15 protein-coding genes are annotated in these 14,082 nt (G+C 35.9%); 4 read left to right on the top strand and 11 right to left on the bottom strand.

The annotated features are described in order from the left end of the window. Window positions 1–20 precede the first annotated feature (20 nt). The 5 genes from AC52CF_RS20815 to mraZ form a co-directional block, all read right to left on the bottom strand. Window positions 21–1,481 (bottom strand): UDP-N-acetylmuramoyl-L-alanyl-D-glutamate--2,6-diaminopimelate ligase, encoded by a 1,461-nt coding sequence (locus tag AC52CF_RS20815; RefSeq protein ID WP_496517633.1) that lies wholly within the window; start codon window positions 1,479–1,481, stop codon window positions 21–23. A gap of 71 nt (window positions 1,482–1,552) precedes the next feature. Continuing rightward, entirely contained in the window at window positions 1,553–3,544 is a 1,992-nt protein-coding gene (locus AC52CF_RS20810; protein WP_496517632.1) for a penicillin-binding transpeptidase domain-containing protein, read from the bottom strand. Next, window positions 3,528–3,893 carry an FtsL-like putative cell division protein gene (locus AC52CF_RS20805; protein ID WP_100377881.1) on the bottom strand — a complete coding sequence of 122 codons (366 nt, stop codon included), beginning with the start codon at window positions 3,891–3,893 and terminating at the stop codon, window positions 3,528–3,530. The genes AC52CF_RS20810 and AC52CF_RS20805 overlap by 17 nt, the downstream gene beginning before the upstream one ends. 100 nt (window positions 3,894–3,993) lie before the next feature. Then, the gene (gene rsmH, locus AC52CF_RS20800) at window positions 3,994–4,887 is read right to left on the bottom strand and encodes a 16S rRNA (cytosine(1402)-N(4))-methyltransferase RsmH (protein ID WP_214587899.1); all 894 of its coding nucleotides are present in this window, start codon (window positions 4,885–4,887) and stop codon (window positions 3,994–3,996) included. A 36-nt stretch (window positions 4,888–4,923) separates the two neighbouring features. After that, window positions 4,924–5,382, bottom strand: coding sequence for a division/cell wall cluster transcriptional repressor MraZ (gene mraZ, locus AC52CF_RS20795; protein ID WP_214587901.1), 459 nt, complete (start codon window positions 5,380–5,382; stop codon window positions 4,924–4,926). A 272-nt stretch (window positions 5,383–5,654) separates the two neighbouring features. Between mraZ and AC52CF_RS20790 the strand changes: the two genes are divergently transcribed. The 4 genes from AC52CF_RS20790 (at window position 5,655) to AC52CF_RS20775 (ending at window position 9,011) form a co-directional block, all read left to right on the top strand. After that, window positions 5,655–6,416: an alpha/beta fold hydrolase gene (locus tag AC52CF_RS20790; protein ID WP_214587903.1), complete on the top strand. Its 762-nt coding sequence runs from the start codon at window positions 5,655–5,657 to the stop codon at window positions 6,414–6,416. Between the two features lie 65 nt (window positions 6,417–6,481). Continuing rightward, window positions 6,482–7,105 carry a ribosome biogenesis GTP-binding protein YihA/YsxC gene (gene yihA, locus AC52CF_RS20785; protein WP_087706970.1) on the top strand — a complete coding sequence of 208 codons (624 nt, stop codon included), beginning with the start codon at window positions 6,482–6,484 and terminating at the stop codon, window positions 7,103–7,105. Beyond that, window positions 7,098–7,547, top strand: a complete 450-nt coding sequence (locus AC52CF_RS20780; RefSeq protein ID WP_214587905.1) for a GNAT family N-acetyltransferase — start codon at window positions 7,098–7,100, stop codon at window positions 7,545–7,547. Before yihA ends, AC52CF_RS20780 begins: the two co-directional genes overlap by 8 nt. Window positions 7,548–8,048: 501 nt before the next feature. Then, window positions 8,049–9,011 (top strand): IS256 family transposase, variant Zn-binding type, encoded by a 963-nt coding sequence (locus AC52CF_RS20775; protein ID WP_496517329.1) that lies wholly within the window; start codon window positions 8,049–8,051, stop codon window positions 9,009–9,011. A gap of 646 nt (window positions 9,012–9,657) precedes the next feature. Here the strand turns inward: AC52CF_RS20775 and AC52CF_RS20770 are convergent. The 6 genes from AC52CF_RS20770 to AC52CF_RS20745 form a co-directional block, all read right to left on the bottom strand. Continuing rightward, the gene (locus AC52CF_RS20770) at window positions 9,658–10,545 is read right to left on the bottom strand and encodes a putative periplasmic lipoprotein (RefSeq protein WP_496517631.1); all 888 of its coding nucleotides are present in this window, start codon (window positions 10,543–10,545) and stop codon (window positions 9,658–9,660) included. Between the two features lie 10 nt (window positions 10,546–10,555). Beyond that, window positions 10,556–11,896 (bottom strand): beta-carotene 15,15'-monooxygenase, encoded by a 1,341-nt coding sequence (locus AC52CF_RS20765; RefSeq protein ID WP_496517630.1) that lies wholly within the window; start codon window positions 11,894–11,896, stop codon window positions 10,556–10,558. A gap of 5 nt (window positions 11,897–11,901) precedes the next feature. Then, window positions 11,902–12,309 carry a hypothetical protein gene (locus tag AC52CF_RS20760; RefSeq protein ID WP_076391200.1) on the bottom strand — a complete coding sequence of 136 codons (408 nt, stop codon included), beginning with the start codon at window positions 12,307–12,309 and terminating at the stop codon, window positions 11,902–11,904. After that, a complete protein-coding gene (locus AC52CF_RS20755; RefSeq protein ID WP_496517629.1) occupies window positions 12,299–12,724 on the bottom strand; it encodes a DUF6804 family protein in 426 nt (141 codons plus the stop codon). The genes AC52CF_RS20760 and AC52CF_RS20755 overlap by 11 nt, the downstream gene beginning before the upstream one ends. Continuing rightward, window positions 12,721–13,122, bottom strand: a complete 402-nt coding sequence (locus AC52CF_RS20750) for a hypothetical protein (protein WP_496517628.1) — start codon at window positions 13,120–13,122, stop codon at window positions 12,721–12,723. Before AC52CF_RS20750 ends, AC52CF_RS20755 begins: the two co-directional genes overlap by 4 nt. A gap of 433 nt (window positions 13,123–13,555) precedes the next feature. Further along, window positions 13,556–14,080 carry an SH3 domain-containing protein gene (locus AC52CF_RS20745; RefSeq protein WP_496517627.1) on the bottom strand — a complete coding sequence of 175 codons (525 nt, stop codon included), beginning with the start codon at window positions 14,078–14,080 and terminating at the stop codon, window positions 13,556–13,558. Window positions 14,081–14,082: the final 2 nt, after the last annotated feature.

Genomic DNA, 14,082 nt, shown 5'->3' with positions numbered 1-14,082 from the left:
TTATTTAAATTAAATATCTTTTATTTTGACATTAATTTCCACAGCTCATTAATCGTTTCCTTGTCGTCAAAATGATGTTTCACGCCGTTTATTTCCTGATAGGTTTCGTGTCCTTTTCCGGCTACGAGAACGATATCTTTCGGTTCTGCAAATTTTATCGCCATTTTGATGGCTTCTTTTCTGTCCGGAATTGAAGTGTACTTGCTGAAATTCTGAGGTTCAACACCGGCTTCGATTTCCTTAATGATTGCTGCCGGATCTTCTGTTCTCGGATTGTCTGAAGTGATGATTGCCAACGTTGATTTTTTCGTAGCAATATTTCCCATTTCAGGTCTTTTTGAATGATCTCTGTCGCCTCCGCATCCGAAAACGGTGATCAGTCTTTCGTTTTTTGTTCTGATATCATTAATGCTGTCCAGAATGTTTTCTAACGCATCCGGAGTGTGTGCATAATCTACGATGAAGAAAATTCCGCCGTCTGATTTAAAGGTCTCAAATCTTCCGGACACTCTTTTTAGTTTACTGATTGCCTGTAAAATTTCGTCTGATTCAAAACCCAACTCGGAAGCAATTCCGAAAACCAATAAGAGGTTGTACACATTGAATTTTCCGGTGAGTGTTGTCCAGAATTCTTTTCCGTTGAAATTCAACAGCATTCCGTTGAAATCCACTTCCAGTAATTTTCCATGAAAATCTGCCATTGTCTTCAAAGCATAAGACCTTTTTATGGCTTTTGTGTTCTGAAGCATGACATTTCCGTTCTTATCATCCACATTGGTGATGGCAACCGCAGAATCTTCCAACTGATCGAAAAATCTTTTTTTCGTTTTCAGATATTCGTCAAACGTTTTATGATAATCTAAATGATCATGTGTAAGATTGGTAAACCCAGCAATTTTAAAGTGAAGTCCCTCGATTCTGTTTTGGGCAATTCCGTGGGAGCTTACTTCCATAAATGCGAATTCACAGCCTTCTTCAACCGCCTGAGCTAAAATTTTATTGATGGTAATAACATCAGGAGTGGTGTGTGTTGCCGGAATGATCTTTTCTCCGATTCTGATTTCAACGGTAGAAAGCAAAGCGGAATCATATCCTAAATTTTTAAAGACATCAAAAAGCAGGGTAGAAACAGAAGTTTTTCCGTTAGTTCCTGTTACTCCGATTAATTTTAGTTTTTCTGAAGGATTACCGTAGAAATTGGAAGCTAAATGACCTAAAGTTTTGGATGAATCTTTTACTTTAATATAGGTAGCATTTTCATTGAGATGTTCAGGAAATTCTTCGCAAACAACTGCTGTTGCTCCTTTTTCTACCGAAGATGCAATAAATGAATGTCCGTCCACAACCGTTCCTCTCATTGCGATGTACAAGGAGTTTTCCGTAACCTTTCTGCTGTCGAATACCAATTCTGAAATTTCACGGCTGTCGTCACCATGAATTTCTAATACCGGAATTCTTTTTAATAAATCATTTAACTGCATTTCTCTTTATTTGTTCCATAAGTTTCACTTACGGTTATTCATATTGAACCCTTCGGGTTCTTTTCTTTTTTTTAATTCTGCAGAGACAGATAAATTCTCTGGTTTCTGCTTATGGTTGTGCCTTCTGTCGGGAACTGTTCTTTAATTCTTCCAACGCCCTTAAAATCTACACGGTAGCCTAAGTTTTCCAACTGTGGAATCACATTTTTACCGATCAGTCCTACCACATTGGGCATCTGTTTATTACTTACTGCGACTTTTACGTTAGGTTCCACCATTTTGTTCAGGTTTACCTTTTTGTCGACAAGCATTTCTCTTTCAATATTCTGCGGGGTTTTCAGGAATGTTTTTCCTGCAATTTCTTTAAACACCGGTGCGGCAACGGTTGCTCCATAAAATCCTTTCGATGTATTCGGTTCGCTGATCATTACATAACAGGTGTATTTCGGATTATCAGCAGGATAAAAGCCTGCGAATGACGAGCGGTATTTCATCGGACCAGGAAGCCAGTATTCAAACCTTGCGGTTCCTGTTTTTCCTGCCATTTTTAAATTTGGTGTGAAAATACTTTTTGCGGTTCCTTTTTCAACAGCTTTTGTTAAAGCATTGGTCATCATTTTAATGGCTTTTTCGGATGCCATTTTGTTGACCATTACTTCCGGTTTTGCCGTGTACATTACTTTTCCGTCCTTCATAATTTTATCAATAAATAAAGGCTTCAGCATTTTACCGTTGTTTGCGACTCCGTTATAGAAAGTGGCTAACTGCAACAGGTTTATGTTTGTAGAATATCCGTAAGCAATGGATGCGAGAGTTGCGGCATTCCATCTTTTGCTTTCGGGAGTTAAAATTTTTGGTTTTGTAATTCCCGGAAGTTCAATATTCATTTTATCGAATAGCTTCCATCTTCTTAAATGGTCTAAGAAAATCTGAGGTTTTTCGGCGTAATATTTTGTAATCAGTTTTGCAGAACCTACGTTGCTGGATTTAGCCAGAACATCACTGATGTCATACGTTCCTCCACCGTGACCGTCTGAAATTCTCTGTTTTGCATATACCCAGATTCCGTTTCCTACATTTACGGTTGTATTTTCATCGATGAAACCGTCATCCATTGCAGCCAAAAGTGAAATGGTTTTAAAGGTAGAGCCCGGTTCTATATTGTCTTTCAGGGCATAATTATAAGAATCTACATAATCTCCATCTTCAGTTCTTCTTAAATTAACCATGGCGCGAACTTTTCCTGTTTCGGTTTCCATTACAATCACGGTTCCGTGTTTTGCCTCGAAGTTTACAAGTTGCTTCTGTAAAGCGGAATGTGCAATATCCTGAATTCTAAGGTCTAATGTGGTATAAACATCTTCTCCGTCAACAGGTTCCTGCACTTTCCAGTAATCAATTGGTTTCCATTGAGAGGAATTGATTCTCTGCTCCAGTCTTTTTCCGTCTGTTCCTCTTAAATATTTAGAGAAAGCGCCTTCAAGACCTGCTGTGTGAACGCCGTCGTCCATTCCGATGGTTCCGGCTCCGATTTCTGAGGTAGCCAGTTCTCTTTTATAGTTTCGGTCTACGATAAAACCTCCTTTGTTTTTGCCTTTTTTGAATATCGGAAATTTGCGGATTCTGTCGTACTGGTCAAAATCAAGTCCTTTGACCAAAGTGTAGTACTGATTTTTCTTTTTTCTCTGCTCATCGAATTTCTTTCTGAATTCTGCTCTTGGCTTTCCGAACATTTTGCTGAGAGAATCTGTTAAAGCACCAATATTGTTGGTATAAATGGTGTCTTTCATCGTTTTGAAATCCAGATAGATGTCGTAACGCATGACGGTTGTTGCCAGAATAGAACCGTCTGACGCAAAAAGATTTCCTCTTGCTGCTTTCAGTGTTGCTTCGCGGTAGTTTTTGTTGATGTAATCGTCTTTAATTTCCTGAACGTTCGTATTCTGAAGAATAACGATGCGCGCAAGGAACATTACAAACACGCACAAAGCCACCACTGCAAAGAGGTAGCCCCATCGTAACGTTTTTTTACGTTTGTTGTCGTATTCATTTTGCTTTTGCATCTGTACTGTCCAGTTTTATTAGCAATTTATGAGGATGGTTTTCGAGGGTCATTAAAGAATCCCGTGCAACCTCTTTCCCCAGCTCCGATTCCATTTTTACTTTGATCAGCTTACTTTGTGCGTAAGCGTTTCGCGATTTATATTCTTCTGTTTCTTCTTTGAGTGCGTTAACAATTTTAATTTTCTTATTGACGAGGTGATTGCTGTAGATCATTGCCATCATCAATACAAACAACAGCAGAAAATACTTATAATGTATTTTAATCTCATCACGGTTCAGGAAATTACCTTTTATAATGTCTATAAAAGTTAATTTCTTCTGAGGACGATTTGTTGTTCTTTTTGCCAATTTAAATGTCAATTTGTTTTGCAGTGAATTCACTTTGTGGTAATCGTCAAGTTTTCTGAATTGAACTAAAATTGACGATTCACAATTCACATATTCACTTTTATACTTTTATTCCTGTTCTCATTTTAGCACTTCTGGCTCTTGAGTTTTCTTCAATTTCCTTATCATCGGGAATGATGGCTTTGCTCTTTACCAGCTCGAATGCTTTTTTATAATTTCCGTAAATGTCTCTTTCGGGTTCTCCCTCGAACATTCCGTTTTTCAAAAATCTTTTTACCAGTCTGTCTTCCAGAGAATGGTAAGAGATGACCACCAGTCTTCCTTCGGGTTTTAAAACATTGTATGCCTGAACAAGCATTTCTTTTAAAACTTCCAATTCCTGGTTTACTTCAATACGTATTGCCTGAAACAACTGGGCATAAAATTTATTCACTTTATGCGGCGGAAGATAACTGAAGAGTTTTTTCAGATCTTCTGTTGTATCAATGCTTTTTGTTTTTCTGTGATGAACGATGTCTCTTGCCAGTTTTCTTGCTTCTCTCAGTTCGCCGTAATAATAAAAAATGTCGGCAAGCTGCTCTTCATCGTAATCATTAATCACTCTTTTGGCATCAAGACCCTGCATGACGTTCATTCTCATGTCTAACGGAGCATTGCTTCGCGTAGAAAAACCTCTTTCGGCTTCATCAAACTGATGTGAAGAAACACCCAGATCAGCCAGAATTCCGTCGACCTGAGAAACTCCGTAAATTAATAAAGAGTTTTCCAGAAACCTGAAGTTCTGATTGATGAGCGTAAATCTCGGGTCATCAATTGTATTTTTAAGTGCGTCCAAGTCCTGATCGAAACTGAACAGTTTTCCTTTATCCGAAAGTCTGCTCAATATCTCTCTTGAATGGCCGCCGCCACCAAAAGTACAGTCCACATATATTCCGTCTGGATTCGTCACCAAATCATCAACACTCTGCTTCAGCAAAACGGGGTTATGATACATGTTTTAGTTGTGTTTTTTTACGTTTTTACAACGCAGTTATTCTTCTTCGAATGTGCCCATTACATCTTCGGCAAGATTCGCAAAATCGTCTTCACTGATGGAGATTACTTTTTCGTAATCGTCCTTATCCCAGATCTCAAATAATTCTCCTGCACTGGTAATCACAATCTCTTTCTGAAGATTTGCAAAAACAGTAAGGTCTTTAGAAATCTGTAACCTTCCGGCGTTATCCAGCTCCGCAATTTTTACACCTGCCGTAAACATTCTAATGAAATCAGCATTCTTTTTAATGAATCTGTTCAGTTTATTAATTTTGCCCATCACTTTATTCCATGCATTCATGGGGTAAACTTCCAGACAGGGTTGGAACACAGATCTTTTGACTACAAACGCCTTGTCGTCGAAGTTTTCCATCTGTTTAATTAAAGAGGAAGGAACTTTTAACCGGCCTTTGTCGTCAATTTTACACTCATATGTTCCAATGAAACTGTTCATTTGGGACAAATTTATATAATAATTTCTAAAATCTCCCACTTTTTCCCACTTTTTCCCTTAATGTTAATAAGTTTTATTAAAGATTTAATTTTGATGGTGTAATGGGTTGATATGTTGGACGTTGATAAACCTCTTATTTACGCCATAATAAATAGATTTTCAAAAAAACAGTTAAAAAAGAGTTTGATATATTATTTTTATTTTAAATTAGGGTAATCAAAATATTTTTGAGGTTTAATTTGTATTTTTGCAAGGCTTTATTAAGGCATTTTATGATATTTAGTACAAAAAAAGAAAAGAAATATACTTTCGTAGAAGCGGGGGAAGGACATCCATTGGTGCTGTTGCACGGGTTAATGGGTGGTTTGAGTAATTTCGATAAGATGGTAGATTTTTTTTCAGACAGGGGATTCAAAGTATATGTTCCTCAGCTGCCGATCTACGATTTGCCGGTACTCAATACTAATCTTACGACTTTAGCAAAATATATTGCCAAATTTATAGAAACCCATATTGAAGCTCCGGTAACGATTGTAGGCAATTCTATGGGAGGGCATGTAGGGCTTATCCTTACCCTGTCCAGACCGGATCTTATTAAAAATCTTGTGCTTACGGGAAGTTCAGGGCTTTACGAAAGAACTTTCGGGGACAGTTTCCCGAGAAAGAATGACCGTTCCTATATAAGAAAGAAAACAGAAGAGGTTTTTTATGATCCTTCTATTGCTACAGAAGATCTGGTAGATGAAGTTTTTGCCGTGGTAAATGACAGAATGAAGGGGATAAAAACGGTGATGCTGGCGAGAAGTGCCATCAAACACAACATGCTGCATGATCTGCCAAAGATTAAAACACCAACCTGTCTGATCTGGGGAAAACAGGATAATGTAACTCCTCCTGAGGTGGCGGAAGATATGCATAAATTTATTCCGAATTCAGACCTGTTCTGGATCGATCACTGTGGTCACGCAGCGATGATGGAAAAGCCGGATGAATTTAATGAAATTCTTTATAACTGGGTAAAAGATAAAGTTTAATTACAATATAAATGACCATTAAGAGCTTTTCTTAATGGTTTGTTTTTCTAAAAATATTCAACAAAATGGTTATTAAAACAGCAACATTTGTAAAGAGCAGCGGAAAATGGCAGGATTGCCCGGAACCGAATCTTCCTGAGTATGCTTTCATCGGAAGATCAAATGTAGGAAAGTCTTCGCTCATCAATGCAATGATGAATCATAAAGATCTGGCGAAAACATCTCAGACTCCGGGAAAAACCCAGCTTATCAACCATTTCTTAGTGAACGAAAACTGGTATCTCACGGATTTGCCGGGTTACGGATATGCAAAAGTTTCGAAATCGATCAGAAAGGATTTTGAAAAGCTCATCACGAATTATATTCTGAACCGAAGAAATCTGGTTAATCTTTTCGTTTTGGTAGATTCCAGACATAAACCTCAGAATATTGATCTGGAATTCATCCAATGGTGCGGTGAAAGCGGAGTTCCGTTTTCCATCGTGTTTACAAAAGCAGATAAGCTAAAGCCGAATGTTGTGATTAAAAATGTGGAGGATTATAAAGCAGAGCTTCATAAAACATGGGAAGATCTGCCGGAATTATATGTAACCTCAGCAGAAAAGAAGGAGGGTGGTGATGAAATTTTAAGTTTCATCCAGAAAACCAATGAATTTTTGATCAATAACAATGTAAGCTTTGATGAGTAATATTATCTGGAAAGTAAAAACCTTCGACGAATTTACGGTTCCTGAACTGTATGCGGTTTTAAAAGCCCGAATTGATGTTTTTGTGGTGGAGCAGAACTGTCCTTATCCGGATTTAGACGGTTATGATCAGAAAGCAATTCACATCTGGGCAGAAGAAGACGGCGAAGTTTTGGCGAACTGCAGGATTTTCGACAAGGGTATAAAATATAATGAAGCTTCAATAGGAAGGGTTTTAACCACAGAGAAGGCGAGAGGAAAAAACTTAGGCAGGCAATTGATCCAATATGCGGTTGAAACGATCGAAAACCGTTTCCGGACTTCTGAAATCAGGATTTCTGCGCAGGATTACCTGCTGAAATTTTATGGAGATTTCGGGTTTGAAGATACGGGAAAAAAATATCTGGAAGACGACATTCCGCATACGGAAATGCTCAGAAAATAAAGAAAAGCGAGGAATTGATTCTTCGCTTTTTTGTTGTTGGATTTTTCGTCAAGACGCAAGAAGCTGAATATATATTTTATAAAAAGCGCAAAGATTTTATCTTTAAACTAATTTCAGAATTAACCGCAAAAGGGACAAAAGATGATGTTAAAGCGAATTTCCAAGATAATTAAAGCACTCAAAAGAATAAAAATCAAAGATTTTTAAAAACTATTGTTTTCTTTTTCATTTGTAATGATCAACTTTAAATAAAAAATTTAATAGATCTTTTGTTCCTTTTGCGGTTAAATAAAAGTTTAAACAGACTTTTTGATAAAATTGATTGAAAAATCTTTGATTTTTTTAACTTATGTGTTCTTTTCTTTCATTTAAGCTTTAAACTTAAACCATTGGCATAATACTGAAAAATAGTTGGTAGAATTCTATCAAAACCTCATTGTTAGGCTGCTTGGAGGAAGTTTTATGAAACGTGTTTCATAAAACTTTTTCTTTGTCTGAAAAATGGCAAAAAAACGTTGTTGGTCTTGTTCAAGCCTGGAGGTAATTCGTTGGGGAAAACAAGGGGGAAAGCAAAGATTTAAATGTAAAAATTGCGGGATTTTATTTACTCAAAACAGAACGGAGCAGAGAATTAAAAATCGTTTTATCTGGTTCAAAAAATGGGTATTGGAAAGGCAGACCTACAAAACGCTTTGCAGAGACAGCGGTTATTCGAAAGATACTTTGCAGAAAACATTTTATACCATTTTAGAGCAGTCTCCTACCTTAAAGATCATCAAACGGGAAAAGGTGAATTTAAGAATGGATGCAACTTATTTTGCTCAGTTCTGTTTAATTGCTTATCAGGATGATTTTGATGGATATACACAGCTTATCCGTTTTACCGATGGAGAACATTATGAAGAAATCAGGGAAGATTTAAACAATCTTTTACGGCTGGGCGTAAAGCTGGAAAGCATTACTACAGATGGACATAAAAGCGTTTTGAAAGCCATAAATAAATCTGATGGAGACATCATTACTCAGAGATGTCTGGTTCATATTCAGAGAATGTGCCTGATCTGGCTCACAAAGTTTCCTAAACACATTGCCGGTCAGGAACTTCGAAAACACGTTTTATTATTACTGAAAATTAAAACACAAAACGATAAAATCTGGTGGAAAAATGAACTCAACGACTGGTATTTGAGACATCAGGATTATATTAATGAAAAAACAATTAATCTTGAAACCGAAAGATACTGGTATACCCACAAGCTTCTCAGACGATCGTATTTTACTATAAAACGGGCATTGCCCAATATGTTTCATTATCTGGAAAATCCCAATATTCCTAAAACAACCAATGGTATTGAGGGATATTTCAGCCATTTAAAAAATCATCTCGACCTGCACAGAGGTCTCACATTGAAAAACCGAATCAATTTCATCAAATGGTATATTTATTTTTCTAACGAAAAATAGAGTTTTTTTAGCCATAAGGTTCATCCGATAATAAACGAAAAGGTGAGGGAAACCTCACCTTAAAACTATCGTTTTGAACATTAATCCTATTGCTGAAAAGTTGATCTCCACCAGTGCTTTTGTCCTCTTCGGATTAACATCCATAATTTATTAAAATATATCCTGAATTTCACCAACTATTTTTCAGTACATTACCAAACCATTAAAGTATTACCATCTTTTGCACCTTTAGATAAGTTTACTATTTAGTACACTAAAATATGCAGTGCATGAATAAAAATACAGTGAGCAACAACAAAAACATAGTGAGCAACAACTAAAATGTAGTGAGTAATGACAAAAATACAGTGAGCAACAATAAAAATATAGTGAGCAATGACAAAAATAGAGTGAGCAATGATAAAAATACACTGCGCTAAACTAAAAATACGCTGTGCTAAAGCAAAAATGCCGAGAACCGAAATAAAAGCATAGCGGACTAGAATAAAAAGTACAAGAAGTATAATAAAAACGGTTGGAGGAAGTCTTATAACTCAATGATGTGGGTTGAGAATCGTATGTACAAAAAAACATTCTCAGACAGAAGGCCGAGAAAAAACATAAAAAAAGGCTGTTTTCACGAGTTGTGATACAGCCTCTAATATTTTTATTTTCCGGAAATGGCTTTTAAGATAATAGGTTCCAAATTGGAAGGAAGATCCGCAGATTTGATCTGATAATTTTTAATTTTCATTTCTTTGAACCAGTTTTCCCAGTATTCTTTGATGACGGCTTCTTCGAAAGGATTTCCTTTTTCCGGATTGATTCCTAAGACGATGACTTCGAGATTGTTCAGGTTATCATTTGCTTTTACAAAGCCGAATTTATTTTTTTCTATAACTTCTTTAAAGTTGGAAGTCGTAAGATGATTGGCATTTATGAGTTTGCCGGTAAGATAAGAGGTTTTGCTTCCTTCCGAAAATTTTGTGTTTTCATGATACATATATCCGTCGGTAAGAATAAATAATATGTTTCTGTGGTCGTTTTTAATGCAGTAATCTTTTACTTTATTTTTAAAAAATTCCCAAATGTCAGAACCTACATAATTTCCGTCTTTTATCGCTGACTGATAGATCGTTGTCGGTAATTCCGAATATTTTTTATCCACCAGATCAAAATAGTTTCTGGGAGTGTTTTTATCAAAGGAAACTTTCAGCTCTTTGGTAAGTTCATTCATTTTCGGATCTAATGGTTCCGGATTGAAGAAAACCTGCATCTGATCTTCGTAGGTAATGATTTTTTTAGATTTGATGTGGTTTAAAAATCCTTTTTCAATCGCTTTGATGTACTCGGTATCTCTCTGGAAATATTCCATTGTGGGATTCGGGTTCGTTTTAGGATCGATTCTGTCGGATAAATCAATTAAAATACTGACATTAATATTGTTTGAATCAACTACAACAGGATTTTTTGTTCCCTCTTCAGTTTTGCCGGTTTTATCTTTGCAACATGAAGCTAAAGAAATAATCATTAATAAATAAAATATTTTTTTCATATTCTGTAATTTATAAGGATGATAAATAAACAAGGTTCTGATTGTCCGAATTGGCTCCTACAGTTTCCAGATTGGTATTATACGTAGAAATGCATTCATCAATCATGGTCTGTTTTTCCGTTCTGGAAACGGCAATTTTCTCTCCGATAAACGTGATCCAGCCCTGAACATATTCCGAAGCATACAGCTTGTAATCTTTGGTCGGAATAATTACGCCGTCGATAATATTCTGAAGTTCCTCAATTCTTCCTCTTATTTTAATGATGGATTCTTTTATATTTCCGATAGCCGCAAGAATTTCTTCAATTTCTTTCTTTAAAACATTAATTTTTTCCTGAAAAAATTCTACTCTTTTCTGTCTGATTTCCTGTTCGTTTTTAATCTTATCTTTTTCGCGGTGCTCTTTCATTACAAAGTCGAAAACAAGTCCCCAGATAATGTACACGATGAATCCTGCGAAGATAATTTCCCAAAACTGATTTTTGGTAAAAGCAATTTTAAGATCGAATGGAAGAGAATCAAAAGTTTTTTCTACGTCATATATTTTTTTTTCAATTTCATACGCTAAAATGACATCAAAAATAAAAGTCACCATAAGTAATAAACCGAGTTTGATATAATTGGCTGTAGTTTTATTTTCTCCAAACATATGGATCAAAAAACCTAATCCAAGAAATACAAAAGGAATTAAAACGACAAAAGCAGCTTCGGTTGAACCATCATTCCAGGCTTTAGCTAATGCCTGTGGATCAAAAACACTTTGTATCACAGTACTTTTTGCGTCAAAACCTTTAAAGAATGCAGAATAGGAAGTTGAAATATAAAATACTCCTAAATATAAAGTTATCGGGATTAAAAGAAGTAAACCAATGATAAATTTTGCTGAAGCTCCTTTTGTGGCTTTTACATTATATTTTTCGGGATTTCGGGGAAGATCAATGATTTCTGAGTTTAAGGTTTCAATGGTTTGCTGATGGCTTTCTACTTCCCTGTTTTTGGTTTTCAGCTGTTCTTCCTTGGTTTCCTGCGAAACAATGAGTGCTTTAATTTCTGTTTCGCGGTTCTTCTGTTCATTTACATAAGACTCTTTCAGCTGTTGCTGTTTTTCCACCATTTCTTTTTCTTCATTCTGAAATTTCGAGTAAACGGCATCCAGACAGATGGAAAGGGTAGAATGGTTTCCGCTGGTTCGGGAACTATCTCGGTAACCGGATTCGTGGTAGGTTCTTTTGCGTGTTTCCTCAGAAGACTCTTCGTCGGTATTTACTTCAGTTTTCGGAAGCTGCTCTTCTTTGGGTTCTGCGGGAACAGATTTTAGTTTAAATAAATTTTTTATACTGGTGGTATCCATGATGGTTAGTTTTTTAGTTCATATAAAATTTCACTTTTAGGCTTTCCTGTTCGTATCGCCTCGATGAGGTAATCTACGATGGCGGTTACATTTTCTTCCATAAACCCGAACATCAGAACGTACTTTTGCATTGTGGTATATTCATTCGGGGAAACAATTCCGTCTGCCCAGATCATAACGGTAAGATCGTACAGATAATCTATTTTTTCTTCGATTGTCTGCGGAATCAGCGACTTCATATTGAGCGGATTCAGAAGGATCTCGTCTAAATTTTTTGATGAAATGCCTCTTTCTTCGGCGCAGTTGTAAAGCATTTTCAGTTCAAGGGCACTGAAATCGTCATCACAGATCGCCATTTGATATAGCCTTAAGAAATGTGCTTTAAGATGTTCCGTAATGTTGTTATTTTCCATGATTGTCTTCTTCCTTTGGTTTTTTAGGATTAATAATTCGGTCTCTGGATACAGCTCTTTGATGGATGGGAACTGAAGGCTGTGAAGTTTCCCCGGTAATTTCTTCTTCCTTTTTCTGCTCGGTTTTTTCGACGAAACCTATCAACAGAAATAAAATTCCTGTAACAACATCAATCGGAATCCACACACTTTTCCTTAACAGATAAATGGGAAGCACAGGATTGAAAAGAATAAGGATGATAAGGAAAATTATACTGAAGTAATGTTGTTTAAAGGTTAATGTATTGTACAAAACCAATAAAGCTCCTGCGGAAACAAGGATTCTGAGAAAAGTATAATATTCTATTGGAAGTCTGAAGATACCGATGAAACAGCATAACGCACAGAAGGTGAGAAAAATTTTTGAGGAATTCATTCTATTCTTTTTTTGGCTTCAATTTGTTCTTCATACCAAAATTTTTGTGTACTGAAATCCAAAGGCCAGTCTTTTTGAGCTTGTTGTTTTATGGGGTTATCTTCTATAGTTTCCATATAGTCGTAAGCATCAATTTGTTCATCAATCCAAAATTCCTGAGTAGAATAATCATTTGGCCAATCTTTTTTTGCTTTTTCCTTTAGTTTGAGGATTATAGCTTCTTTTTTCGGATCTGTGTTTTGCATTTCTAATTCTTGAGGATGAACATCAGACGTTTCATAAGATTCTAAGCTTTTATAAGATGAAATTTTATTTTTTTTATCATCCATGCTTCCAAAAGCAATGAATAAAAAGAATAAAAACAGACCTGCAGAAATTATGTGTTTAAAGGTTTTCATATTTTTTTAGTGTTAAAAATTATTTTTGTTGAGATGTAGCAAGGGAGAATTATTCCAATTACATAAAATATTAAGTCGATGAAATCAAAAGTTCCTGGTACGATTTTAAAAAGTTGAAAAAATTCTGATAAAACGGCAATTATAGGAATACTGAAAATCCAAAAAATATTTTGTCTGGTAATTGAATGTTTCCATATTTCTAATGAAATGGAAGTGTAAGAAAATGTCCAAAGTCCATCTGGGAAATTATAAATAACCCATTTGGGAAAAGAACAAATATTTCTGAAGTTTTTAAGAATATTAATTTCATCAGAAAGGTTTAAGTATTTAAACCAATTAAACATGATAAGTCTTTCTGTTCTGAAAATAATATAAATAAATCCACCAAGTATTAAAGGAAAAAGAAATGCAATTATTCTTAGCGCCCGAATCATTACTTCACATCCTTATAAAAAACATAACCTTTCTTCCCGGAAGATTTTACCTTTACTTTGTACCATGAACCTTCTTTGGAAAGCGGAATGAGCTTTTCGTTTTTATAAACTCTTATTACTACTTTAGAGCTAGGAGATGGCTTTTCGTAAATATTGGTGGTGGCAATTCCGGTAATGTATCGGTTGGAACTAAGGTCTACGTTTACCTCATCAATAAAAACTTTTGGAGGTTTATTGGATTTTGTTTTTGAAGAAGTATAAGAATCGGAAGTTTTATGCTTTTTAGTTTTTCTTTTCTTTGCTGAACTTCTGCCGGATGAATAACTTTCTGAAGAGCCGCCGCCGCAAACGCCGCAGGTTCCTCCGCTGCTGCAGTGTCCACACCGTGAACAGTTGGAACAGGCTGTACAATTTGCAGAGCCTGTACATCTTCCTTCGTGTCCTACATTGTCGTTTGCTTTAAAGCAAGAGTTTAAAAGAAAAGAACCGAAGGCGATTATGATGAAGGGTATTAGTTTTTTCATGG

The sequence above is a fragment of the Chryseobacterium sp. 2P genome, assembly GCF_059579425.1.
This window is presented reverse-complemented; position numbering and strand designations above follow the sequence as displayed.